Consider the following 26,973-nt stretch of genomic DNA (forward strand, 5'->3'; position numbering starts at 1 on the left):
TCTTTTTTTATTAAACTTCACAAATCTAAAATACCTCATTTCAAGAATAATTTAACAATTTTCCTAAAGAAAGTTTTGAAAATTAAGCTTAAAACAAAAAATAATAAACTTAGGTTTGATCTAATTCTTAAGTGTATTTAATACTAATTTATTTTTTGGGAATATTAAATAATATGAATATATGTTTGATTTTATCTGTAAAATTATAATGATATCTATTTACAGATAAAAATCTAAAAAATACTTAAGGCTGAGTAACTAATTGAATGTTATGAATTTGAGCTGTAGCTTACAGGCAAGCAATGCTTAGATACTTATTAACAACTAAACAATGAATCTATTAGTTCAATCAGTATTGCTCTAACTAGTAGATTGAAATTACTAGTTACTTTATTGATGAATAAAAAATATCAATTTTTTTATTCATTCTATTATAGAATATAGAGTAAATATTAAATAAAAATTCATTAATGTAGTTTCAATATATAAGGAAATGAAATGTAAAATGAGAGCTCTTAAACTTCAACTAGAAATTATTAAGTTTTTAGTTAAGCTTTAATACTTTGTCTAATAATTAAACCGGACAAAATAATTGTAGTATGTGAACTAATTGGCATCTAGAGAAATAAGAAAAAACCTTGTATCAACACATAAAAGCAAGATTACTAAATCTTAATTTAAAGATTTAGATATAAATTGAACTAATGAAAGGTATTAAAAAGTTCAAAAAAAGACTAATAATAGTAATTTATTGACTGAAAATTATTATTAATCTATTGATATATAAAATTTACTTGAGTGAAATTATATTTCAGTTGTCACTAGTTTAAAATTTGCTTTTTTAACTTCTCCAAAACTACCGCCGCAGCTTTTTCTACTGAGGGAGTTAATTCTAATCCTAACTCTAAATTCTCTGCCTCAATTAAGTAGATAGTTACCTGTTTAGGAAAATCATTTTTGAAAATCTTACGCCCGGCTGCTAGTGCATGATCCCATCGGAAATCATGTAAATTATAACTGGGCTCTGGCAAGCTTTCTAGCTCCTCTCCAGGAACTTCAAAAATAGTTCCTGGAGGAGAGTCAGTAGAACATGCATCAATAATAATTAATTTATGACTGCCCCTAGATTGAAACATAACTTCCATTCCAGCTGTACCACAATCATATATACGAACATTAGGACATGGATGTTTCTCCAGAAATTTCTGAAGATTTTGGGAAACGATGACCCCTACAGCATCATCAGATCTATTTAGATTACCACAACCAATAATAGTTAACATAGAAAGTATAATAAAGTTTTAAAAAGATGACTCTCTAATCTTAGAATAATCGATTTTAGAGATAATTTCGAGTAGTTAAGCAAGTGGACAGCGTTTGCTTCTCTGCTTAAAGGATAGGACGTTATTATTTAATTAATCTTTATTTTAATAGACAATATTTTTATCTATATATTATGATTCAGAATCCTCTAGAACTAACACAACCTATCCTCTATCAACTGTTAATATATTGTTTTTTGATTATTAGAGAAACTTTTATAGTTATTTTGGGGGTTCCTTCATTATTAATTGTTCTATGAAATATAGATAAACTTATTTTGCCTGGATTAAAAAAATAGAATTTATTTCCTGATATATTAAACTTTTTTCGTAATCTAATCAGATTTGGTTTTCTATGATTAAATAAAAATAATTGCAAAATTTATTAATATTATTTATTTTACATAGACCATCATAATAAATTTTTCTTGTAACATAGGAATATTGTCTCTGTTGGATAAGATAAAAATTGTTGGTTACACTTAAGCTAGATTAACTATTTAGGTACATAGCATGATAGCTGATATGATCCTCAATAAAGCTAGAAATCATAAAATAACTGTGATCATATTTTTCATGAAATCTTAAAATTAAAGATTGCCCCACACACTCACAGACCTCTTTAAATTTTTCAGGCAATAATTGTTTTTGAAAATAAAAAGGATCAGCTAACCCTTGATCAATTAAGATTGGATATTTAAGCTGAGTTTTTTTGATTAATTCACTCGCATCATATTGATACCAATTATTCTTATCATCTCCTAAATAAGCTGTAAATACTTTTTGTCCAAGAGGACAATGGCTTGGCGATGTAACAGGAGCAAAGGCAGAAACTGAAGTATATTGTTGAGGATTTTTTAATGCAAAAATTAATGCACCATGACCTCCCATCGAATGACCAAAGATACTAACCTTAGTATCTTTTATATTAAAATTATCTTGTATTAAATTGTGTAATTCTTTTACAACATAACTATACATTTGATAATGACTTTTCCATGGTTCAATAACGGCATCAATATAAAATCCGGCTCCACTTCCTAAGTCCCAGGCTGTATCCTCTTCTGCGATGCCCGTACCACGAGGACTAGTATCAGGAACCACCAGGATAATGCCATATTTGGCAGCAAACTGATGTGCTCCAGCTTTAATAATAAAATTTTCCTCTGTACAAGTTAGTCCTGGTAGGTAATACAAAACTGGAGTAGGTTTAGTCGCTGCTTGAGGAGGACAATAAACAGCAAAATTCATCGGATGATTACAACATTGAGACTGATGACTATAATAGGAAACGGTTCCACCAAAACATTGGTATTTTGACTTTAGCGTTAGACTATAAGACATAACAAAACTATTTTAGATAGAAATATAGTTAAGCATACAACATAAGAATCTTATTTTGTTTCAGTTGTAAATGACTACGATTGTACTGACAGCATAAATTATACTTACAATAATTCAAAACTATTTTAGTTATACTTGACTCATTACATAGAATTTACTAGTTAAATAAGAAATCAAGAGAGGTAGGAGTTAAATATTGATATAGTATATAAGTGTATAGTTTACTCTTTTAATTAATCTGAATTTGTTGTTAAAGTATCTCAGTATTTTCCACTGTACATAAATACAGCATATTTTGTTGTTATTTAAATGTTATAGTTTTGTTAATTATTGTATTTTTTATAATTGATAAAATCTAAATCATGACATAAGATTATTACTTTGCTTATACTATATTTCTTGTATTTAGCATCTTTTTATGCGTTTAATCATTAATTGCCGCTATTTTCTTTCATCACTAACTTAATTATTTTACTTATTAAAGTTTAATAAGTAAAATAATTAAAATATTAAATTTAAAATCTACAAACCAGGTAAATATAATTATGGGTTTTATTTGACTCCATTTACCAAAGAAATAAATATAATATGATTCATATTTATTGACAGCTCTATCCATTGAGACTAGGAGTTTATCTTTGCATTTACATTCTAGTTTTTACCATAATAGCTTGGGTAGAATTTATACCTTTTTAGTTTAAACTCAAGTAAAATCAACTCTATCTTGATATAATTCACACATTCCACGATTTCTAAATTTATTAAAACTATTCTCTAACCAAATTGGAACGAGACAGATTACAATGGTTGAGATAACTAACTAGCTATTTTAAAAATAAAAACAAAAACACCGTGCCTAAACGTAACTGGTTGCTTTCCCTACTTGCTTTGACAGGCTTTTGGACGTTGACGACTCCCGTTATGGGGCAGTCTCTCCTTCCTTATACTCCCCAATTTAATTTAGAACAATTGGAACAATGGGGCTTAGAATTGGCCGAAGATGCGGTGCAGTTAGTCCACTTTAAACAATACGAGTTAGCCTTGTCAAGAGCTAAACTAGCGACTCAACTTGCCCCAACTCAACATCAACCTTGGTTTGTTTTAGGAACCTTATATATCCAAAAACAAGAAGTAGATCAAGCAATTGAAGTATTACAAAAGGCATCATCTATAGCACCAGAAGAGGCAGGAATTAGATTCACATTAGGGAATGCTTATTTTCAACAAGGAAATTATCAAGCGGCAGTTACGGAGTTAAAACAGGGACTTGTTTTTAAACCACATGTAATAACTGCTTTGTTTGATCTAGGTAATTCCTATCTAAAATTAAGAAAAACGACAAAAGCAATTAAAATTTATGAAAGAGCAATTGTCCAAGAAAAAAGTTTTTGGCCCGCAATTAATAATATAGGTTTAATTAAGTATGAGCAAGGGGATGCTAAAACTGCAATTGAAAATTGGCGTTCAGCATCAATCATTGATCCCGCACAAGCAGAACCTAGACTAGCTTTAGCAGTAGTTTTGTATGCCCAAGGAAAGGTAGAGGAGGGACTTAGGTTAGGAGAGTCTGCCCTAGAATTAGATAGTCGCTATGGCGAATTGCAGTTTTTGAAAGATAATCTATGGGGAACTAAATTATTAGAAGATGCTAAAATATTTTTAGCTGTTCCTAAAATAAAATCTCTTCTAAAAAATCTTGACAAAACATCTTTATAGTTCACTTAAGTAAGTCAATGTAAATTAGCCAACTAAAGACTTATATGTTTTTGGGATATAATTTAGTCCGCTTTAGTTTTGACATTATTAGCCTCTTATTTGATTTTTGATAGCCACCAGTACAGAGAGTATCTTAAGGTTTTTGAAGAGAGACTCTACCCCATTTGATTAAATAATAAGTTAATGATCAAACCCCTTGATAGTCTAAAACGTACGCTCGTTTTTATATTGGGAATATAGTCTATGTATTTATCAAAAGTATGGAGAATTCTATTTATATTAAAGGTAATATAAAAAATATATCATATTAATTTTTACTTATATTCTTCAATGTAATTGAATAAATATTGTAGGACATTTTTAAGATATTTAGAGTACTTATTTAAGATTTTTATGGAAATAACCTAAACCAAAGATAGAAACATGATATTTGTTAAATTATTTAGAATAAACTATTCTAGTGATAGCTTTTATACCTGAAACTAATCAAAATTAAGGATAGATAGTGTACTAGTATAATTAAACAATTGAGGTAATTTAATTTCGTAACTCATCCTAGCTTAATTTTTTTCTAAGTAAATATAAGCTGATAAGCAATCATATTTACTTAGAAAAATAGATATTTTCAAACATAGATTTAGATTTGTTGTCAATAATTAAATTTATTTTACTGCCTAAAGTACCTAAAGATTTTGCTTTTCAAAATCAAACTAAAGAAAACCTTTATTTATAGAGTAAATTCGTTAAACCAGATCGAATAAGATCATCTAATTTTTTTAGGATTATCCTGTAACTTTTACTGTGATTCTAAAAAATATAAGAGACAGTAACACTCACTTCATTACCTAATGAACTTTATTATAGACAAGAGTGTAATCTACAATATTAGATTAGGAGTAACAGAAGTAGATTAATAGTTCTTGTTAGATAGTTTTTCTGATTTTTCAACTATTGTAGGACTGATTTGTGATTGAGATGATAATCGACAGTATAAACAGCATTAGTGGGTTGTAAAAAAATAGATTGTTTTTTTACGACCACTTTGATTGCCTGAAGTTAGTGATTGTTAGGGTGAAAATATTATTATCTTGGCTATATGAATAATTCAAAATAAATCTAATTTTAAGTATTAGAGTAAACTCAAGATAATAATGTCTTTTTTTATAGTCAGACAAAGAGTTTACAGAAAGTATGCACAAAATAGGGTATTTAGACTGTCAGACAGGGATTGCTGGAGATATGTGCTTGGGAGCATTGGTTAATAGCGGTGTTCCTTTAAAATATTTAATGAAAGAACTTCAAAAATTAGATATTACAACAGAATATCGTCTGTGGGAAGAACAAGTCTACCGTCAAGGACAATTAGCTACCAGGGTTCATGTCGATTTATTAAAGAATCATCAATCAATTGATCGTCATCATAGTCATGATTATCGTACACGTCGCTTACCCGAAATTGAATTAATGATTCAACAAGCTAATTTATCTTCTCGGGCAACTCGATGGAGCCTAGATACATTTCGTCAATTAGCTATAGCAGAAGGAACTGTACATGGGGTAGAACCTGACAAAGTACACTTTCATGAGGTGGGGTCCACTGATGCTATTGTGGATATTGTAGGAACTTGTTTAGGATTAGATTGGTTAGGAATAGAAACCTTATATTGTTCACCCATGCCAATGGGGGGTGGAACTGTTTGGACATCCCACGGGTGTTTAGCAGTCCCTGTCCCAGCAGTAATTAAGTTATGGGAATTTCGTCAAGTCCCTATCTATAGCAATTCTATTAACAAAGAATTAGTAACGCCTACAGGAGCAGCTATTGCAGTCACTTTAGTAAAAGGGTTTTGTTCTCATCCCCCTATGAAGTTACAAAAAGTAGGCTTAGGCGCAGGTTTGCAAGAATTAACTATTCCCAATATTTTGAAGTTATGGATTGGAGAATCTACTAATGAAGATACTATTAATAGTTCAGAAAAAATTGCTGTATTGGAAACACAAATTGATGATCTTAATCCACAAATAATTGGCTATATTTTTGAGAAGTTATTTTTAGTAGGAGCTGTGGACGTATTTACACAAGCTGTTAATATGAAAAAGTCTCGTCCAGGAATTTTATTGACTGTAATTTGTCCTCTAGAAAGAATAGTAGACTGTGAAAAAATTATTTTTACAGAAACCACAACATTAGGAATACGTTCTCTTATTCAAGATCGTTCTATATTAGATAGAGAAATACAAGAAATAGATACAGATTATGGCATAGTTAAAGTTAAAATTGCTAGTCAACAAATTAATGGGCAGAAAACAATTATTAATGTTCAAGCTGAATATGAAGACTGTGTACTTCTAGCTCAAAATACTAATAAACCATTACAATATATTCAACAGATGGTTATAGGTACTTGGTACAAAAAATATAAAGAATATTAGTAATTATTTTAAGTTTATATTTTATTCTTAGTAAGATATTTTTAAAAAAAATTAAAATTTTGTATGAAAACAATTGTTACTTTTTTTAGAGTATATTTAAGGTGGTTTATTTTTGGAATTTCTTTATTGTTTATAATTAATACTTTTCAAAATAACTGGAATAGCATAACAACAATAACCTTTGATGATCAAAGTAAATATTTCCTGATTTTAGCTTTTTTTGTTACTTTTTTTTCCCATGTTTGGTCTGCATTAGTTTGGTCTAAAATATTAGAAATACTTAAACAGCCAATGAAAACAAGATGGGTGTTAAAACTTTATTTGATAACTAATATTTTTAAGTATATTCCTGGAAATGTAGGACATTTTTATGCCCGTATTGTGTCAATTTACCAACAAGGAGTATCTTGGAAAATTGCTAGCTTTAGTGTATTGTTAGAGCCTTTATTAATGGCCATTTCAGCTTCTGTAATCAGTTTATTAGCTTGTCTTTTATCTGGTTGCAAAACTACTTATAATACCTGGCTACTTTTCATACAAATAGTGACAACACTAATAGGGCTATTAGTTATTCATCCTTTTTTTATTAATAAAATAACATCATTTCTTAAAAAGAATGTTTTAGAAAATATACAGGATGATATTTATTTAAGGGAATATCCTAAAATTATTGTATTAGGAGAATTGGGGTTTATTTTATTAAGGGGATTAGGGTTTATATTAACTTGGATGGCATTTATTCCAATATCAATTTTTCAAATTCCTTTATTATTAAGTGTCTTTAGTTTAGCTTGGTTGTTAGGTTTAGTAATTCCTGGTGCACCTAGTGGCATAGGAATATTTGAAGCTGCAATTATTATTTTACTAAAAACGGAAAATTTTCCAATACAAATAATTATCAGTACTATTGCAATTTTTCGATTACTTAGTATAATGGCAGAAGTTGTAGGTGCAGGATTAGGACTTTTAGATAAAAAGACAATTTAGTTAAATATATTGTGTAAAATTTTAATCAATTTTTTGCGCAGAAAATATTTAACTTGGCATTTTAAAAAATCTATTATTTATATTTTAATTTTATCAATATAAAAAAGCAAAAAATGAATATTTTTTTTTTTAAAATATCAACATATCTAATATACAGTTTTTATGTATTCCAGCCCAAGAAAGCCAGTTGAGTTATCAAAATAATTGGGATTAGCTTTACTATCACCCTTACTTAAAGGTACTATGACTACTAAAACATAGTTCAGAGAACAGTTTAATTACTTATCTCAACTATTCTACAGTATAACTTTCGAGTTTCAATCCTTAATTTTTATCGTCGATTTTAGAGAATTACCAACTATGTAAGTTTTATGTGAGTGACACTCAGCTAACTGTCCTCTACTTTTAAGGCATTAACTCAAAAAAACTATTAGAGTGAAGCTGAGACTAGCTTTAATTATAAAAAATTATTTAAAAAAATTTTTCAGTTGCGTATTGCCTAATTTTATGAATTCGTCTACTTTATCTAGTAACTCAGTTGAATCGTATATTAATCCCTGGTTAGTTGAGTTGGTATATCATCTAGGGTGTTGGTTTGTGTTGCCTTCATTTTTTGGTCGGATTACAATTACCGGACAGGAAAATATCCCAATCACTGAGCCAACAATTGTTGCGCCAACTCATCGTTCCCGATGGGATGCTTTAATTATTCCTAAAGCGGTGGGAAGACTCGTTAGCAACCGAGATGTACGCTTTATGGTAACATCAACTGAGATGACGGGTATTCAAGGCTGTTTAATTCACCACTTGGGAGGATTCCCTATTGATGTTAAGAATCCAGGGTTAAGTAGTTTAGAATATAGTATTGCACTCTTAAAAGCAGGGGAAATGTTAGTTATTTTCCCAGAAGGAGGAATTTTTCGGGATGATAAAGTACATCCGCTTAAGCGGGGAGTTGCGCGTATTGCTCTGGGAGTAGAATCAGAAAAACCAGGATCTCAAATAAAAATCCTTCCAGTTGGAATTCGATATATTCAACCTTATCCTAGTTGGGGAACCGATGTAACTGTGACTATTGGGGAACCCATAGAGGTAGCACAATATAATTCAAAGAGAATGAGAAGTAGTTCTGAAAAGCTTACTGATGATTTAGAAGCAATTCTAAGAGAATTGTATCAAAAACAGGATTCTTCGGAAGAAATTGTGATCGCTTCTTAAAATATCATTTTTTTTATAAAAAGATAATAATTTAGGATGATGACATCAGCACTTGCAGAAAAAATGATATTTTAAGGCAATTGTTAATGCCACTATTTAATTATTTAACCAATACTCAGACAAATTAATTAAATCAACTCATTTATTCACCTTTTATCTTTCCATCTATTATCACTTCTTGATTATAATGCTTCATTTCGAGGCTATTTTCTCCGTATATACCTGCAATTTGTTGCTGGCAACATTCGATGGCAAAACCATTAAACTCTGATTCTTTAATCTTATACATTTTCTCAAATATTTTTGGTGTTACCCTACAAAAATTAGGACGTTCTTTATAGATACGGCATTTACGAGTGTCATGATTAAAGTTAATACACCACCCCCCTTTTCCCACCAAATTATGATAATGAGTAAGTTCTTCTATAGTCAAATAATTCTCTAAGTCTGGGCGATCTGTTGGATCAAGATTGCAACAAGCTCCACACCCCATTACACATTGCCAAATTGTCATAATGTAAAAAATTTTCCTTTGAGTCTATAGTAATGTTCATGTGTTTTTATATTATTATATTACTTCGCAATGCATAAATATTTTTCAACATTAAGATCTGTAATTTTCTACAAATTTAACCTATGATTAATAATAAAATATAGAGTTATTAATAGCCTCAAATTTAGAATTTATTTCTTAATTAGCTTTTGTAGGACTAATTAAAGTTTATTGTTCCATAATTGCTTTTTATTGATATTTGACAGTAGGTTTTTATAAAGGTTAGTGAAATTAGTAAAATTAGTAAAGGCCGTTAATCATTAATTCTCCTCGTCTTTTATAGTTTATTCTCTATTCTAAAATATTTTATTAGCTATTATAGTCTATGAGTTATGTTAGTTTCTATCCTAAAGTATTCTCTATAATAAAATATAATAAGCAACAGGATTTTTTTGTAGATTTTAACTATATGATAATCTACTCTTGATCTAAGAACAAATATGCATAGTTTCTTCATAGTTGATCTTATATTTTTGTATTGCATAAAGCATATCCCTTCAACTATTTACCTAAATGACAGTCTCATTACTAAGCGTTTATTAATGATATCTTCTCTTACTCTAACATAACTTCCATACCACAAGAAGTTAGCATCTTTCTTAGTCAATATTGCCAAGTTACTCAATGATTTTATCCTTATTAAGTATAAATATCCACAATGATACGAGTTAGCTATCTAGGTAATAGATATAACGGATTAATTACTTTTTTATACAGAGAACAATTAATTGTCTTATCTTAATATTATGAAGTTATATTTATACTTTTTAATGCATTAAAAAGTATAAACTTCTTTAAAGTGAGTATAGATAGTAGTTATGAGTTTATAAGCTAATTTAATTAAACTAAAATTTAGCAGACATTTAACTATTTTAAATCAATGATATTCAGTTAATCAAGTAATATTTTAAACATAAAATATGTTGATTATTAATCAAACAAAAAACTCATAGAAAAGCGTAAGAAAATAAGAGAGAATAGATGCTAACTATATACGAAACAAAAGATACAATTTATTTGGTTAGTCATATAGACTGTTACGGAGTAAACTGTAGATATCTTGTGTTAGATCAATTAGAATATAATTAAATTTGAAGAGAACTTAGGCAAAAAATAAATGTATTCTTGACCAATTTTCTTGAGATGCATAACACATATCACATTAGCCACTTATAAAGTGGCTGTATGAACTATAGCTATCAATTATATAGTGAGTTAATATCAAATCTATTAAATTTACTTATAGTTATTGTAAATACTTACTATAGTCCTAATTTTCAGAAATATTTAATATTTAGAAGCAAGTCTCATTAGTTATTAACTATGAAAAAAATTTGGTTAATTGGAGGAACAAAAGATAGTGTCAAGATTGCTGAGTCCATAGTTTCAGAAGAACTAACTTGTATCATAACTTTGGCGGCAAAAAATACCAATATTTCTTACCCCATAAGCTCTTATTTAACTATCAAAAGAGGTATTCTAAATCTAGAAAAAATTCGTCTCTTATGTCAACAAGAAAAGATTATTGCTATCGTAGATGCTTCTCATCCCTATGCAGTACAAATTTCTCAGCAAGCAATTACTATTTCTCGAGAAAATCATATACCCTATCTCCGTTATGAACGAGCATCCCTTTCTCCCTCTTCTGAAATTATTACTCTCGATAATTTTGAAACTTTGGTCAGGGGAAATTATCTTCGAGGAGAAAGAACTTTATTAACCATTGGCTATAAAGCATTACCATTATTTAAAATGTGGCAAAATGACGCTATTTTATTTGCTCGTATTCTTCCTAAAAGAGAATCATTAGAAGTGGCCATAAAAGCAGGGTTTAGTCATAAGCGTTTAATTGCTTTGCGCCCTCCTATTAGTGCAGAGTTAGAGGAAGCATTATGGCGGCAATGGAATATTTCTTTAGTTGTTTCTAAAGCGTCAGGAAAACAGGGAGGGGAATCAATAAAAAGATTAGTAGCTATCAAGTTAGGGGTAAAAATAATTATTATTAAAAGACCCTTAATTAATTATCCTAAACAGACAAATAAAATGTCTGATATAATGAAGTTTTGTTGTCAATCATTACTGAATAATATTGATATATAAAAATACTACATTAAGTATCAATATTAATATATATATACAATAAATATATTATTACAGCTATTTTATTTCTTAAAGACTTAAATATTTTTAACGAATAAATTGTTTATAAAGTAAATATTGAGTTAGTAAATATTGAGTTAGTAAGTATTAAATATACTAGTTGAATCGTGTACTTTATTAACTGAATAGTACTAAAAAGGCTAATATTCTTTTTTGGAAAAATAACTATAGTAAAAATACTCAAAATCATTTGCCCATCCTACTTTAAATTGATTTGACAAAATTTAAAGTAGGATGGGCTGATTGAAGTAACCTGAATAAATAATTTTCCCAAACAGAAGCTGATATTATTGACAATAAGTAAGAATACATAATTAAGCAGTAGAATACAAGTATAAGTTAAGTTTATTCAACTAATATAAATGATCCTTAATAAACTTTAGTATATAAAAATGTCGTAAATTTATGTATATAATTTATAGCTAAATTAAACTTTTTATAAATAAAATTTTTGTATTTTCTTACAGAAAAACTATTTAAAGTTAAATATGGTTATTAAGATACTTGATTAATATTTATGATTATTTCCTGAACTACCAATAATAGTATTTATCCCCTTATACTATTGTTGGTAACAAACAGCAAATATTTATATGGAACATAAAATATTTGCTATATCAGCTCTTTTTGAATTAGAGAAATGCTGATACTGATACTATTTAAATTTTAAACTAACTATATATTCATTGTAGAATTTTATCAATAATTATTTTAAGAATAAATTTATTCTTAAATATGTACTGGTTTTTATTGCCCAAAAAGTGACTTCTAAAAATAATAAAACAGTATAATATAAATTGTTTAGTACAACAAATTATTAAAAAATAAATTTATTTTTTCAGAAAAAAGGATATTTTATATATCTACAATATTGTTTATCTGTAGGTAAAGACCTTAGGAAATTGCCAACAAGTCTTATTGTTTACTAAAGATTTATCATTGATGAATGACAAACGTTAAAGACCCAATAATATTTTCCCTAACTACCAAAAATCACTTCACTTTGTTCTTCGCTAAAATTTTTTGCAATAAGACTTGATCTAATAGAGCATTTTGTCCTATAATCGTTAGCTGTAGACTACCTGGAGAGGTGGCCGAGTGGTTGAAGGCGCAGCACTGGAAATGCTGTTTAGGGGTAACCCTAACGAGGGTTCGAATCCCTCCCTCTCCGTAGATAGATTTAGCAACTAAAGAATTAGCTAAGGTTACTGTTTTAATATTCTATTCTCTGGAGGATAGTTAGCCTCGTCCCTATCCTAAATTGTGACCGACGTTATCGTAACTTACGATAACGTCGCAGAATGAGTGTCTTTATAGCCAAATACTATCCATTAGGAGCATAAACAAGAATGACTTTCTCTCTACTAAAGTTGCTCATCACCTCTTTTCGGAGCCCTCTAATTCAAAAAAGAAAAACTCTTGTAGGGAGGTTATTGCCCATACTTATCCATTTTCTAAAAGTGTTAGATTGTTAAATAGCAAATTTTAGAAAATAAAATGAATTTGAATGTCCTTAAAAAATTGTGTAACAAAAGGGACTTTACTTACTTATTATTTTTTAATAATCACCAAATAGGATCGGAATAAATATAAATTTTTAAATGATCACTGCCAGCTGGAATCACATTAACACAAGAACAAACAGGACTTCCATTCTCTAATTCTACCTCACAAGCATGGCAAGACCCCATTAAACATCCTGTGGGAATAAATACTCCCGCTCGTTGCGCTACGTCTAATATAAGTTCACCTGGTTTGGCTTCAACAATAATTTCATTGGGAATAAATCTTACTTTAACTATCATAGTTTTTTAAAGTTTAAAGATTAGCAATCCATCAACTAATGTAACACGGGTTTTAAGTCAACAAATTCCTCCACTAAATCAGCTAGTGAGTCAATATGAGCATCCCGTTGTTCACAGTAATTACTAATCTCTATAGGCAAGGTAGATAAACCACGGCGTTGACACAAAAAATTCAACCAAGTTCGTCGCCAGACTCCATTATTGAATAGTCCATGCAAATAACATCCCCAAACAGAATAGGTATCATTAACAAACCCTAAACTATAATCATCAAATAAAGAATGTAAAGTTGTAGTTTGCCCTCTGTTTTGAGACTTAATTAAATAAGTAATTCCTTGATGAATTTCATATCCTGCTACGGCTAAACCAGATTTGGGGTAATTAGATATTACTTGCCGTTGACGAGAGATTTTTTTAGGGGTAATGATTGTTTCTGTAGGAAGTAGATTTAAACCTAAGCAGGAATCTTTATCCCCCTCTAACCGATCGGGATCGAATATATGTTTGCCTAGCATTTGAAATCCGCCACAAATCCCCAAAATAATGCCTCCTAACTCTATATAATCTTGTAGTTGTTTAGCCATCCCACTTTGATGAAGTGTAATCAAGTCAGCGATAGTAGTTTTAGAACCTGGAATAATTACCGCGTCGGGACAGTTTAAAGGGTCTTGGATATTAAGATAGTTTAAAGTAACTGTCGGTTCTGCATCCAGAGGCTCAAAATCTGTAAAATTTGCAATATGAGGTAAGCGGATAATATTAATAGTTAACTCCCCTTTTGTATCCGAAGATCGCCTATCTAATAAATTCAAAGAATCTTCTGAAGGAAACACAATATCCTGCCAGGGAATAACTCCCAAAACAGGAATTCTAGTGTAATTTTCTAACCACTTAATTCCTGAATCTAATAATGAACGTTGTCCCCGAAACTTATTGATGATAATACCTTTAATTAAAGCTCTTTCTTCAAGCTCAAGAAGTTGTAAAGTTCCCACAACATGGGCAAATGCTCCTCCGCGATCAATATCTACTACTAAAATAGTTGCTGCATTTAAATAGCGGGCAATCCTCATATTTGTTAAATCTCGGTGTTTCAGATTTATTTCAGCAGGACTTCCAGCACCTTCACAAATGATAAAATCATATCTTGTTCTTAGATGCTCAAGACATGATGTAATAGTATTCCATCCCTTATCAAAATATTTTTCATAATATTCGGCCGCATGGGTTGTCCCTACCATATCCCCCTTTATGATGACTTGCGCAGTCATATTTCCTTGGGGTTTAAGTAAAATAGGATTTATTTCTACTGTAGGAGTGATTTTGGCCGCCCACGCCTGTACTGCCTGGGCATGTCCAATTTCTCCACCCTCAGGAGTGACATAGGCATTCAACGCCATATTTTGTCCTTTAAATGGGGTTACATGCCATCCCTGGCGAACTAAAATTCGACAAATGGCTGTAGTTAGAAAAGATTTTCCGGCATGGGATGTAGTTCCTACCACCATAATAGATTTCATAAATTTAGCTAAACCTATAATTGAAAATGTAAGTTTTCTGCCCGGCTACGTCCACTATTTTTTATCTTTTCAAAATAAGAAAAGACGAAACCAACGAGTTAATCTATTTAATAAACAATTCCAGTATGAAGGTTGAGATATTTGTTTCTCTTGGCTTTCCCACTTAGCGATAACCATTCGCCCTAAGGGGGTTAAACGAAAACTATCGGTGATTCCTTGTCCATCAACTTCCCTTCGTAAGATACCAACATTAATTAACCATATTAAATCTCTTTCGATTTTTTGTTCCGAAAGAAATTTCTGAGTATATTTTTCTTGAAGACTAGTAGATTGAGCAATTTTAGATAAAGAAACACTATTTGCTCTCATTGCAATGAATAGGGATAACTTAAATGGAGTGCAAGACAAAGCTCGTTCAGCTCGCTTTAGAGTCTTGCTAGAATATTTGATATCTGAGGAAGTCAGGGGTCGAGTTGAAGAAACAGTCATGAATAATTTGTAAAAATCCAACACTTTTATTATTAAGTATGTTCAAGGGGCATGAAAAATTTTATGATCAAAACTAATAAACTTTCACTCTAAGGATTTAGAAACTATGGTTTTATCTATTGGAAGCATTGCACCAAACTTTACCACTATAGATGATGAGGGTAGAACTATTTCCCTATCCGACTTTAAAGGTAAGGTTGTTGTTATATATTTTTATCCTAAGGACGATACTCCTGGTTGTACCAAGGAAGCGAAAGGTTTCCGAGATAATTACAATCATTATCAGAGTAGGGAAATAGTTATTTTTGGAGTTAGTATGGACAACCGAGTCTCTCATCAAAAGTTTAAGGAGAAGTATGGATTACCTTTTCAACTCTTAGTTGACTATGATGGAAAAATTACTAAAGCCTACGATGTAGATGGGGGTGGGTATTCTAAGCGTACCACTTATATCATAGATGCTGAAGGGAAAATTAACTACGTAGATGAAAAAGTAAAAACTGATAGCCACGCCCAAGATATTTTGACAACACTTAAGTAGATAAACCGTTGAGATGTGGGTTATACCCACCTTAAAAAATTATATAATCGTAACGGAGAGAGAGGGATTCGAACCCTCGTCTGAGTCGCCCCAGAAGCGGTTTTCGAGACCGCCGCATTCAACCACTCTGCCATCTCTCCAGAGTTGAGGTTTCTCGTTCCTATTATATAATGAAAGGGAAGAGCAAAACTCTGTCCATAATTAATAAAATTTTGTGTAGCTAAGAGGCCAGTTTTTGGTGTGTATTTTTAGCGATTTACTAATCTAATAACATATTAGACAATTTTCTCATATGATTACATTATGTTTCTTTGCAGTAATGGTCGACTTATAGTTGATAATGCTCGACGATTGCTACCTGTAGTCAGGAGAAAAGGTAATAAAGAAATAAACGGATGTATCACTAATGTTGTGTGAATACTTGACCTCCTGCACTATTACAGTAGTGTCATGATTTAGTGATTATAAATATTATCACCTACAAAAGTATTATATTTTTTAGATTTATAACATTGAAAAGATTACTCCCTGTAATTAAATAAATAAGAATAACTGACAAGTAGAGCTCAGCAGAAAAGCATGCTTACTTAACACATGCCACTTATTAAAATTTATAAAACTAAATTGGAAACCTTTTGAGTTTAGTTACTGCATTTTTAGCTAGTCTATTAAGATAGTCAGAAGTATTTGGGATTTGGGGAATTTGCAAAAGAATATCAATAGTTCGTCGCAATAAACGCACTAAATCTCCTTCGTCAAGACTCGTATTTTTACATAGTTCCTGCCAATCTGTTCCTAAGGCCCATTGTTCAATTACTCCTGTTAATCCTAACTCCAACCACACTGGGATAGTAATATCATACTGAGACTGAGATTGAAAGAGAAGACGACGAATTTGCTTTAAACTCACCCCTTTTTCATTCGAATAGTCAAAAAGATCTAAAACTTCTGGAGAGGGTGAGTAATTAGTCCAGGTGTCAGGACGTAAGTTTTCAGTAATTAATGCACTGACTACAGCACCTAAGTGATGAGGTTCTAAACGTTCAAGAGATCCCGACATAACTACCAATCCTAACCACAGTTCATTTTCTCCCCGAATGGCAGCACAGGCTTGGCCTAGAGGCGTGGGTTCATAACCATCGAATGCCTTGAACTCCCGTAAAATATCAATTAAATTAAGAAATTCTTCCCAATAATAAGATTGACGAGATTGAAGTTTGTGAAATTTGACATGGCTAATATGGAGTTGTTCTCGTAATTTTAATCGTTGGCGGTGCAGTTTCAACAAACGGGTCGGATTTTTCTGTTGAGAGAGGGGATGAATATTTAGTTTTTTTTGAATGTTATCAATACGTTGCTGTTGTTCGATAACTTCTGGGGCGATATTTAAAGAAAAAGCATAATTACTTATCTGACTACGTATCTTTACAGAAGACTCATCGCTTTTATAACTTTTCCCAACGGGAAGAGTATCAATATCTGGCAAATTTAGTTCCTTAACTGCGTTCAGGGATAGAGAGAAACCGCTAATGTCAACTACGTCACTACGTTTTACTCTATACCAATAGTTATCTTCCCCTAAACATAGATAATCATAGGATTTTCCTGATCCAGGAACTATTGCTACTAAGACGGCTAAGTGAGGACTACTTAATTTTAGCTGTTTTCCTTTTAGATAAAGAATGTCCCCTAAATTTAACTGATCTAATTTAGAAGAGATCTCCTGTTTACGGGTTCTCTCTGCTTGCTGCTGTAAAGTTTTTAGTAATCGCTGTTCTTCTTTAAGATGGGCTTTAAGTTTTTCATAAGTAAAGAGTTCGGTTTCTGTTAGTCCTGCTAAATCAACATCCACTTTTGTTAATTTAGTAGTTAAATTAACAATATTCCGTTGTTCAGGTTCCAATTTTAATTGGGCTAAATATTCTGCAAAACTTCTTTCTAGTAAATGTTTAGCTTCATCTAAAGTGTGTTTTTGTAAGAGATTTAAAACCATACCATAAGATGGAGTAAAACAACTCTGTAGAGGATCAGAATCAGCTATTGCCAAGTAAGCAGCTTCTTTTGCCCCCTCAAAAGGAGTTTGTACTGTGATTACATGACCAACTTCATCCATTCCTCGTCGTCCTGCTCGGCCTGCAATTTGCAAAAATTCGGATGGAGTTAACATACTATGCCCATTGTCAGTCCGTTTAGAAAGAGCGGAGATCACTGTAGTTCGCGCCGGCATATTAATTCCTGCTGAGAGAGTTGCAGTAGCAAATACTACTTTAACTAAACCTGCCTCAAACAATTGCTCCACCAATTCCTTCCAAACGGGAAGAATTCCTGCATGGTGAGCGGCAATGCCTCTAGTCAAAGGTTCAAGTTGCTCACCTCTGACTAATTGACAATTCTTAGCTAATAATTGAAATAGATAGATTTTAGCTTCCTCATCTTTTCTTAAATAGTCAAACAACTCTGCATTAGAGGACGGATTAGATAAAAAATCTAGTAAAGGTTGGTACAAGAGATAATTTTTAACTTTAATTAACTGAAGTAAGTTTTCTTGAAGGGGAGTGTTTTTGGAGAGAAAAAATGTTAATAGATTGTATTGTAGAGCACGAGCTTCTTCTGGTGAAACTAAAGTTAAACTATCAAGTCTTTGTACTGATTGATCACACCCTCGACGACTAAAAATGACATAGATAGCAGGAAATAAGTTCTGTTTATGAAGTTGCCTAATGACTGTCATTAGGTTAGGACAATCTTCACGTTTAAGTCGCCGCTTTTTGTTTGGTTGTCCCTTTGATTTTAAACAAGGATTGAGGGCATTTTGTTTATGATTTAGTAGTGGATAAAGTCCTGTTTTACTACTGAAATAAAATCGTAGGGGAACCGGACGAAAATCAGAATTTATCAACTTACATAAACTAACTGCATCAGTCTTTAGTTTGATACCGGGAGCAGTTTTTCTCACTTGGTTTATCCAACTAGTTAAATCTTTCGGGTTGCCGATAGTAGCTGACAAGGCAACTAATTGGATATTGGGAGGACAATAAATAATCGATTCTTCCCAGACTGTTCCACGATCTCGATTACTGATGTAATGGCATTCGTCTAAAATTACAGTGGCTACATTTTCTAGAGATGTTCCCACTCGCCCTATAGGAGTTTCGTAAAGCATATTACGGAAAATCTCAGTAGTCATAATGACAATAGAGGCATCAGCATTAATTACAATGTCTCCTGTGATCAATCCCACGAGGTTTTGCTTATATGGGTCTAACCCAAGACAAAATTTATCTTGAAAATCGCGAAATTTCTGATTTGAAAGAGCTTTCAAAGGGGTAGTATAGAAAACACGCTTACCCCTTTCTAGGGCATGATAAATCGCATACTCCCCAATAACGGTCTTTCCTGAACCTGTAGGAGCACAAACAACAACAGATTTTTTCTCTGTCAGAGCTATGATCGCTTCTTTTTGAAACCTATCTAGTTCAAAAGGGAAAAGCTTATCTAAATTTAATGGATACGAATCTAATGGTTGTTTCACTCAAGTTATAGAATTAAATATCAAAGGCTCATACTTCTTTCTCCATTCTATTACGGTGGTTGGGGAATAAATACAAGAATGACACTTGTACAAACATATTATTGGTGAACTGCTGCTTAATGATTTAGTAGATAGCCATGACTGTCGCTTTAACCTATTAAACTAAGCAGCAGGCAGGTTTCCCCGGACTGTTATTTTGTTATGAAAACCTTATGGCTAAATAAAGATTTGAGGATAAAACTGAGGTAACATGTACAGGATGTATTTTAAACTTAACTATTCTTAGTTTAACTCTAACTCTTTGTATTTTTACTTATTTAAATATTCGTTATTTATATTTTCTTAAAACCATCAATTTTCCAGAATTTATAACTAAAGCACATTAGTCTACTACTTGCCGATACAAAAGTTGCTAAATATTTTCTCTAAGACTGATTCTGTAACGTCTTTTCCAATAACTTCCCCCAATACTTGAACTGCGATACGTAGATCAATTGTTAAAAAGTCTAAGGGCAATTGATTAGAGATAGTCTCTTGTACTTGTTCTAAGGCAAGTTTAGCACGTGTCAATGCTGCTGCTTGTCGTTTATTAATAGCTAAATCTAAATTATTAGCTATTATTTTCTGAGACTTAACTGATGTTAATACAGCTTGTTCTAAAGCTTCAATACCTTGATTATCTACGGCAATTGTTTTAACAATATTTTTGATTTTTGAAGGAAACTGTATTGATTTTGATTCTCCTAAATCAATTTTATTAATGACTAAAATTAACGGACGATGATTTACCTGTTGATAAATTTTCTGGTCTTCGGCGGTCCATCCTACTTGGGCATCAATAGTCAACAAAATAAGATCAGCTTGATCAGCCGCATGACGTGATCGTTCAACTCCTATTTTTTCAATTATGTTTACAGTATCTCTAATTCCGGCAGTATCCAAGACCTGAATAGGAATTCCTCCCACTACTAATTGCGACTCTATTAAATCTCTAGTAGTTCCTGGTAAGTTAGTGACAATAGCGCGATCACATTGACTCCAAGCATTAAACAAACTCGATTTCCCCACGTTTGGACGACCTACAATAGCTACTTTAATTCCACTGCGAAGTAACTCACCTTGATCTGCTGTCATTAAAACATTCTTTAATTTTGCTACAATTTCCCCTAAACTTTCAATGATTGATATTTCGTCTAAAGGGGGCAAATCATCTTCAAAATCGATTCTAGCTTCTATTTCCATGAGGATATTTAAACAACTATCATGGAGCTGATATATGGTTTTTGCTAGTTTTCCTTGTAACCCAGCTAATGCTATTTGAGATGCTTGAGATGAACGTGCATCTACCAATTCTGCTATACTTTCAGCTTGGGTTAAATCGATTCTGCCGTTAAGAAACGCCCGTAGGGTGAATTCACCAGGTTCTGCCAGTCTTGCTCCCAATTCCAAACATAATTGTAGAACCTGCTGTACAGGAATTATACCTCCATGACAGTGAAACTCAATAACATCCTCACAAGTATAAGAACGGGGAGCTAGCATTAATAGTAAAAGGGCTTCATCTATCATCTGTTGGGTTTGAGGATGACGAATATAACCGTAGAGAATACGATGGGTTTCCCAAATTTGCTTTCCTGGAAGATTAAATAAAGTTTTGGCAATGACTAGAGACTGACTTCCCGATAAACGCACAATCCCGATACTACCTTGTTGGGGGACAATGGCTGTGGCAATCGCAGCTATAGTTTCTCCTTGATCAATTATCATAGTTGTATAGTAACTAGGTTTTTTAAAATCAATTTATTATTTGTTACAACCAGCCAATTATTTTTGTTTTTAATAAAATTATCTTCAGAGAGTATTGTATTTTGTAGAGCATATTGTTATTTATGATACTTTATTGTAAATAACAATATGTTGCAAACAAGTTCGTATGTTGATATCAATAACTTAAACATAACTTATGATTTGATAATAGGTCATGTTTAAGTTCTTTTGAAATGGTAAGTTATTTTCATTCATTATATAAAGTTTAACTTTAGATATTTAAAGTTAGCTATTGATTTTACTTAGCCTGCATTTACGCTATTAATGTAATGTTCTTCCCACGTCTTATCCTAAGCACACCTAATAATACCCAACTCCCCCAATTAGTTGAGTTAGATCGTATGTGTCTGGGGGGATTATGGACAAAAAAAGGTTATCAGCGAGAATTATATAGCCAGAACAGTAGTTTGTTAGTTTTATCCATGGAGTTCGGCTCTATTATTGGTTGTGGCTGTTTTTGGTCGATTTTAGAGGAGGCCCATATAACATTGTTCATGATTCACCCTGATTATCAAGGACAAGGATTGGGACAATTGTTGTTGCATAGTTTGTTAAAAGAGGCTGCTAACTGTGAGCTTGAACGTGTTACTTTGGAAGTGGGAGTTTATAACAGTTCAGCCATTGCTATCTATCAAAAATTTGGCTTTAAATTGGCAGGAAGACGTAAAGGCTATTATCAAGAGACTGGGGAGGATGCTTTAATTTTGTGGCGGAGGGGTTTGAACTGTCCCCAGTTTCAAGAAAGTCTGTCCCATTGGTGGTTGTGTATTAGTCGTCGTCTTAGTCAATATGATTTACAACTAATAGAGTAACAATATTTAGAGAGTTAGAGAGGGGGTGACGGGCAAGTGGAAAAGTAGAGTAAATATAATCACTCTTCACTTAGGGTGATTTAAGATAATTAACTAATAATTAATTAGTCGGTATAAATTTAAGAAAGTTTTTAGATTATTCCTTGGGATGTTGAGTGCTAGAATCAGCTTATCAAGGGAAAGCGCAGGTGATGGACAAATAAATCATGTTTGAACGCTTTACAGAAAAAGCTATCAAGGTCATAATGCTGGCTCAAGAAGAAGCCCGCCGTCTTGGGCACAACTTTGTGGGGACGGAACAGATTCTTCTGGGGCTGATTGGTGAAGGAACTGGAGTGGCGGCCAAAGTTCTCAAATCTATGGGTGTCAATCTTAAAGATGCTCGTGTTGAGGTGGAAAAAATTATTGGCCGTGGTTCAGGGTTTGTCGCTGTCGAAATTCCCTTTACCCCGAGAGCTAAAAGAGTTCTCGAACTTTCATTAGAAGAGGCTCGACAACTTGGACACAACTATATCGGAACTGAACATCTCCTCCTGGGGTTAATTCGTGAAGGAGAAGGGGTAGCTGCACGGGTTCTTGAAAATTTAGGAGTAGATTTATCCAAAGTTCGGACTCAAGTTATTCGACAACTTGGAGAAACAGCCGAAGTAGCTGCTGGAGGAGGTCCATCTGGACGAACAAAAACTCCAACTCTCGACGAATTTGGTTCTAATCTAACCAACATGGCTGGGGAAGGGAAACTCGATCCGGTTGTAGGACGACAAAAGGAAATTGAACGGGTTATCCAGATTCTCGGTCGTAGAACCAAGAACAACCCTGTTTTAATTGGAGAACCAGGGGTAGGGAAGACTGCAATTGCTGAAGGTTTAGCTCAACGCATTGCTACCAAGGATGTTCCTGATATCCTCGAAGAAAAACGGGTAGTAACTCTCGATATCGGCTTATTGGTAGCCGGAACTAAATATCGTGGGGAATTTGAAGAGCGTCTTAAAAAGATTATGGACGAAATTCGTCAGGCTGGAAATGTAATTTTAGTAATTGACGAAGTACATACTCTTATCGGTGCAGGGGCAGCTGAAGGGGCAATTGATGCAGCCAACATTCTAAAACCAGCTCTAGCACGAGGAGAATTACAGTGTGTCGGGGCGACCACTCTCGATGAGTACCGCAAGCATATAGAACGAGATGCAGCTCTAGAACGCCGTTTTCAGCCAGTTATGGTGGGTGAACCGTCTGTTGAAGAAACCATTGAGATTCTCTACGGTTTACGAGAACGTTATGAACAACATCATAAGTTGAAGATCCTTGATGAAGCCTTAGAAGCTGCAGCAAAACTCTCTGACCGTTATATTTCAGATCGCTATCTTCCTGATAAGGCGATCGATCTCATTGATGAAGCGGGATCGCGAGTAAGATTGATTAATTCTCAATTACCTCCGGCAGCCAAGGAACTCGATAAAGAGCTTCGTTCTATTCTTAAACAGAAGGATGATGCAGTCCGAGCTCAGGATTTTGATAAAGCTGGAGAACTGCGTGATCGTGAAATGGAAATTAAAGAAGAAATTCGGACAATCTCCTCCGCAAAAAAATCAGAGGAGAATAGTGATGAACCCTTTGTTGACTCGGAAGAGATTGCTCATATCGTTGCTTCTTGGACTGGTGTTCCAGTGAATAAGCTTACAGAAACTGAGTCTGAAAAGTTACTTCACATGGAAGATACTTTACACCAGCGTTTGATCGGTCAAGAAGATGCGGTAAAAGCAGTATCACGAGCAATTCGTAGGGCACGAGTAGGTCTTAAAAACCCTAATCGTCCTATTGCAAGTTTTGTATTTTCTGGTCCCACTGGAGTAGGAAAAACTGAGTTAACTAAAGCGTTAGCAGCTTATTTCTTTGGTTCAGAAGATGCCATGATCCGTTTGGACATGTCAGAATACATGGAACGCCATACAGTATCTAAGTTAATAGGATCTCCTCCTGGATATGTGGGCTACAATGAAGGAGGCCAGCTAACCGAAGCAGTACGCCGTCGTCCTTATACAGTGGTTCTCTTCGACGAAATTGAGAAAGCACATCCTGACGTCTTCAATATGCTTTTGCAAATCCTAGAAGACGGTCGTCTTACTGATGCTAAAGGACGTACAGTAGATTTTAAAAATACTTTATTAATCATGACCTCCAATATCGGGTCTAAGGTGATTGAAAAAGGTGGCGGTGGACTAGGATTTGAGTTTGAAGACAATGAAACAGAAGCTCAATATAACCGGATTCGGTCATTAGTTAATGAGGAATTGAAGAATTACTTTCGTCCTGAATTTCTCAACCGTCTTGATGAAATTATTGTCTTCCGTCAGTTAGAAAAGAATGAGGTTAAGGAAATCTCTGAAATTCTTCTTAAGGAGGTCTTTGCTCGGTTAACTGAAAAAACTATTACTCTGAATGTTACCGAAAAGTTTAAAGAACGTTTAGTTGAAGAAGGATACAATCCTGCTTATGGGGCACGACCTTTACGTCGTGCCATTATGCGTCTTCTTGAAGATGTCCTAGCAGAGGAGATTCTTTCAGGCCGAGTTGGTGAGGGGGATACCGCGTTAGTAGATATTGATGAAGATGGCAAGGTCAAAGTTACACCAAGTGAACAGAAGCAAGATTTGTTAGCTAAGGCTACAGATTGATAACGAGTTATTGGATAATTGTCTGAATTATTAATCTAAGCTTATGGCGGTGGTAGCTTGCTTCTACTACCGCTTTTTAAGTTAAAAATAAATTTCTAAAATATAGATTGTTTTTTCATTCAAACAGACAGTGACTATCTGTGCCCAGATAGATAGAGGATATGAACTAAAACAATACTTAAAAAAGAATAATTTTAAAGGAATAGAACTATTCTAATTCCACTACATCAACCAAAGTTGACTTAACAGCAAAATAGATTTCACTGTAGAAAGGACGCCAAAGAAGCAGTCCACCAAGCTAATCCATAAGTCTGTTTTTGTTGATTAAGGGGTTGTGGATACTGAACTCTGACCTTATATAGTCCTGTGCTGGGGACTGGACAAAAAATGTGTTCAATGTTGTCAACCTTACTAATAGAAGAACAGATGCTCTTAGCAGTATTTTTATCTGTTGCTGACATTAAATATAAATCTAAATTATTTAAGCCGCGATCACGGAACGTCTCGCCTAGATTATATCGTTGATTTCTGTTAGTATCATTCAACTCAACATGGCGATCCCAGACCAAGGTAACAGCAACGTAACTTCCTTGACCTAAGGGGTTTTTTATCACATAATCATGATGCTGATTATAAGTAATCGTATCGTAATTCCAACCTAAAGAAGAAACTGCTTTATCTGGTTTCCATTGACCAGCACTAAATTGTTGATAAGCCCGAAATGCGTTGAGATGCCCCGTTCCCATCTCCATATCTAAAGGAGTTTTTGGGTCACGGTAGGCGTCGGATTTTAACCAGTTTTGATTTTTTTTACTTAAAACTGTACGGACCATTCCCAATAATAAACCATCGCCGTGGTCTTGTAATTTATCAGCAGAATTAAGCAATACAGCTTTCATTACCTGATGGCGACGGGAATCTAAACTCCAATTAGTTTGCTTTTCTCGTAACTGGCGATCACCAAATTCTTGGAGTAAAGCCACTGAGGCCGTAATATGGGGAGCAGCGAAACTCGTTCCACTGACTTCATTGATTTTTCCTGACAGATCATATAGAGCAATTTTATTTCCTGGGGCAACTAGACTTACTGCTCGCCTTAGTCCCGTATTAATTTCACGTTTAATCAAACGTCGACCAATTCCCACAGGAAACGCACTTAAGTTTGCAAAATCAACTTTAGTAAATTTTCCTTTTTGTTTAGTTGTATAAGCAGTGGTAATCCCATTGTAATGATCTGTCGGAATAGGAATTCCCCCCCCTCCCTGATTGCCAGCAATTACATAGAGAACATCATGAACCCTTGCCGACCAATCAATACATTGAGTTAACAAAGCATTCCCATCAAGCCTGGCATTTTTTCTAGGATCTTGTTGTAAAGATTCCCCAAAACTAAAATTAATCGCTCTAACATCACCACTATTCTGCTGAGCTATGTGTTGACTAGCTAAACACTCTTCAGGTTGTCCCCCTCGTTTGAGTGCTCCAACAGCTGAGGCGTATAATCTAGCTCTCGGAGCAACTCCAGGTAGCCGTTTATCCCGACTCACCATCACCGTTGCTACCATTGCTGCATGATTATCTAAATTGCTATTAGGTTTAACAATACTGTTGCGAAAATAGACTCCTGCTAAATTAACTTTCGGATTCCAAGCAGCAATTTTATCAAAACCAAATCGTCCAGGCCGGCCAATTTCTACTTGACCAATGGCAATTTTATGTCCTGTTAGATTATAAGGGTCTTGATGTAACTTTTCTGCATTAATTCCTGCCTCGCCTATAGAGTTTCCTAAGGCTCTAACAGAAACCATGACCTCTATGATACTTAAACTCCCTACTAACCACGTAATACTCTTTTTCATGTATTGTGAATCTATGTCACTGCTATCATCTATATTAATGAGAGTTCTAAACTCTGGGTAGACTTGTTAAATAAAAATTTCTCTCTTGAGTAATCAGTAGAGTACGAAATCTATGGTTAAAATATTGTACAGTTTACTATTATGAGAATAATTCTTTCTGAAATTATCTCTTAAATTATA

The 26,973-nt window shown here is 33.2% G+C and carries 17 protein-coding genes and 2 tRNA genes; 9 read left to right on the top strand and 10 right to left on the bottom strand.

Annotation, left to right across the window (positions count from 1 at the left end; genetic code table 11):
• Positions 1-821: 821 nt before the first annotated feature.
• Positions 822-1,283 (bottom strand): hydrogenase maturation protease, encoded by a 462-nt coding sequence (locus OXU93_RS07120; RefSeq protein ID WP_267383512.1) that lies wholly within the window; start codon positions 1,281-1,283, stop codon positions 822-824.
• Positions 1,284-1,814: 531 nt separating this feature from the next.
• Positions 1,815-2,666 carry an S-formylglutathione hydrolase gene (fghA, locus tag OXU93_RS07125; RefSeq protein ID WP_267383513.1) on the bottom strand — a complete coding sequence of 284 codons (852 nt, stop codon included), beginning with the start codon at positions 2,664-2,666 and terminating at the stop codon, positions 1,815-1,817.
• 852 nt (positions 2,667-3,518) lie between these two features.
• Here fghA and OXU93_RS07130 point away from each other — a divergent pair.
• The 4 genes from OXU93_RS07130 (at position 3,519) to OXU93_RS07145 (ending at position 9,020) form a co-directional block, all read left to right on the top strand.
• A complete protein-coding gene (locus OXU93_RS07130; RefSeq protein ID WP_267383515.1) occupies positions 3,519-4,382 on the top strand; it encodes a tetratricopeptide repeat protein in 864 nt (287 codons plus the stop codon).
• Positions 4,383-5,573: 1,191 nt separating this feature from the next.
• Entirely contained in the window at positions 5,574-6,815 is a 1,242-nt protein-coding gene (gene larC / locus OXU93_RS07135) for a nickel pincer cofactor biosynthesis protein LarC (RefSeq protein ID WP_267383516.1), read from the top strand.
• A gap of 63 nt (positions 6,816-6,878) precedes the next feature.
• Positions 6,879-7,802: a lysylphosphatidylglycerol synthase transmembrane domain-containing protein gene (locus tag OXU93_RS07140; RefSeq protein ID WP_267383518.1), complete on the top strand. Its 924-nt coding sequence runs from the start codon at positions 6,879-6,881 to the stop codon at positions 7,800-7,802.
• Positions 7,803-8,309: 507 nt separating this feature from the next.
• Positions 8,310-9,020 carry a lysophospholipid acyltransferase family protein gene (locus OXU93_RS07145; RefSeq protein WP_267383520.1) on the top strand — a complete coding sequence of 237 codons (711 nt, stop codon included), beginning with the start codon at positions 8,310-8,312 and terminating at the stop codon, positions 9,018-9,020.
• 142 nt (positions 9,021-9,162) lie between these two features.
• Here OXU93_RS07145 and OXU93_RS07150 read toward each other — a convergent pair whose 3' ends face one another.
• Entirely contained in the window at positions 9,163-9,534 is a 372-nt protein-coding gene (locus OXU93_RS07150; RefSeq protein ID WP_267383521.1) for a YkgJ family cysteine cluster protein, read from the bottom strand.
• A 1,362-nt stretch (positions 9,535-10,896) separates the two neighbouring features.
• Between OXU93_RS07150 and OXU93_RS07155 the strand changes: the two genes are divergently transcribed.
• Together OXU93_RS07155 and OXU93_RS07160 are read left to right on the top strand one after the other, a co-directional pair.
• Positions 10,897-11,673: a cobalt-precorrin-6A reductase gene (locus OXU93_RS07155; RefSeq protein ID WP_267383523.1), complete on the top strand. Its 777-nt coding sequence runs from the start codon at positions 10,897-10,899 to the stop codon at positions 11,671-11,673.
• A gap of 1,144 nt (positions 11,674-12,817) precedes the next feature.
• Positions 12,818-12,904 (top strand) — tRNA-Ser (locus OXU93_RS07160).
• A 394-nt stretch (positions 12,905-13,298) separates the two neighbouring features.
• On the opposite strand, the gene OXU93_RS07165 is transcribed toward OXU93_RS07160, so the two are convergent.
• The 3 genes from OXU93_RS07165 to OXU93_RS07175 form a co-directional block, all read right to left on the bottom strand.
• A complete protein-coding gene (locus OXU93_RS07165; protein ID WP_267383525.1) occupies positions 13,299-13,538 on the bottom strand; it encodes a 2Fe-2S iron-sulfur cluster-binding protein in 240 nt (79 codons plus the stop codon).
• Positions 13,539-13,573: 35 nt separating this feature from the next.
• The gene (gene cobQ, locus OXU93_RS07170; RefSeq protein ID WP_267383526.1) at positions 13,574-15,058 is read right to left on the bottom strand and encodes a cobyric acid synthase CobQ; all 1,485 of its coding nucleotides are present in this window, start codon (positions 15,056-15,058) and stop codon (positions 13,574-13,576) included.
• Between the two features lie 69 nt (positions 15,059-15,127).
• Complete coding sequence (locus OXU93_RS07175; RefSeq protein WP_267383527.1) at positions 15,128-15,547, bottom strand: Npun_F0494 family protein; 420 nt, start codon at positions 15,545-15,547, stop codon at positions 15,128-15,130.
• 106 nt (positions 15,548-15,653) lie between these two features.
• Between OXU93_RS07175 and OXU93_RS07180 the strand changes: the two genes are divergently transcribed.
• The gene (locus tag OXU93_RS07180; RefSeq protein WP_267383528.1) at positions 15,654-16,088 is read left to right on the top strand and encodes a peroxiredoxin; all 435 of its coding nucleotides are present in this window, start codon (positions 15,654-15,656) and stop codon (positions 16,086-16,088) included.
• Positions 16,089-16,141: 53 nt separating this feature from the next.
• On the opposite strand, the gene OXU93_RS07185 is transcribed toward OXU93_RS07180, so the two are convergent.
• The 3 genes from OXU93_RS07185 to mnmE all read right to left on the bottom strand — a co-directional run bounded on the left by OXU93_RS07185 (position 16,142) and on the right by mnmE (position 21,384).
• Positions 16,142-16,228 (bottom strand) — tRNA-Ser (locus OXU93_RS07185).
• Positions 16,229-16,707: 479 nt separating this feature from the next.
• On the bottom strand, positions 16,708-19,620 hold the full coding sequence (locus OXU93_RS07190) for a DEAD/DEAH box helicase (protein WP_267383530.1): 2,913 nt from the start codon (positions 19,618-19,620) through the stop codon (positions 16,708-16,710).
• 390 nt (positions 19,621-20,010) lie between these two features.
• On the bottom strand, positions 20,011-21,384 hold the full coding sequence (gene mnmE / locus OXU93_RS07195) for a tRNA uridine-5-carboxymethylaminomethyl(34) synthesis GTPase MnmE (protein ID WP_267384845.1): 1,374 nt from the start codon (positions 21,382-21,384) through the stop codon (positions 20,011-20,013).
• A 332-nt stretch (positions 21,385-21,716) separates the two neighbouring features.
• Between mnmE and rimI the strand changes: the two genes are divergently transcribed.
• Both rimI and OXU93_RS07205 read left to right on the top strand, forming a co-directional pair.
• Positions 21,717-22,259, top strand: a complete 543-nt coding sequence (gene rimI, locus OXU93_RS07200) for a ribosomal protein S18-alanine N-acetyltransferase (RefSeq protein WP_267383532.1) — start codon at positions 21,717-21,719, stop codon at positions 22,257-22,259.
• Between the two features lie 206 nt (positions 22,260-22,465).
• Positions 22,466-24,934 carry an ATP-dependent Clp protease ATP-binding subunit gene (locus OXU93_RS07205; protein ID WP_267383534.1) on the top strand — a complete coding sequence of 823 codons (2,469 nt, stop codon included), beginning with the start codon at positions 22,466-22,468 and terminating at the stop codon, positions 24,932-24,934.
• 260 nt (positions 24,935-25,194) lie between these two features.
• Here the strand turns inward: OXU93_RS07205 and OXU93_RS07210 are convergent, their stop codons facing one another.
• On the bottom strand, positions 25,195-26,793 hold the full coding sequence (locus OXU93_RS07210) for a S8 family serine peptidase (protein WP_267383535.1): 1,599 nt from the start codon (positions 26,791-26,793) through the stop codon (positions 25,195-25,197).
• Between the last annotated feature and the right edge of the window lie 180 nt (positions 26,794-26,973).

Origin of the sequence: Cyanobacterium sp. uoEpiScrs1, from assembly GCF_947331815.1 — a bacterium.
Lineage (GTDB): Bacteria > Cyanobacteriota > Cyanobacteriia > Cyanobacteriales > Microcystaceae > Rippkaea.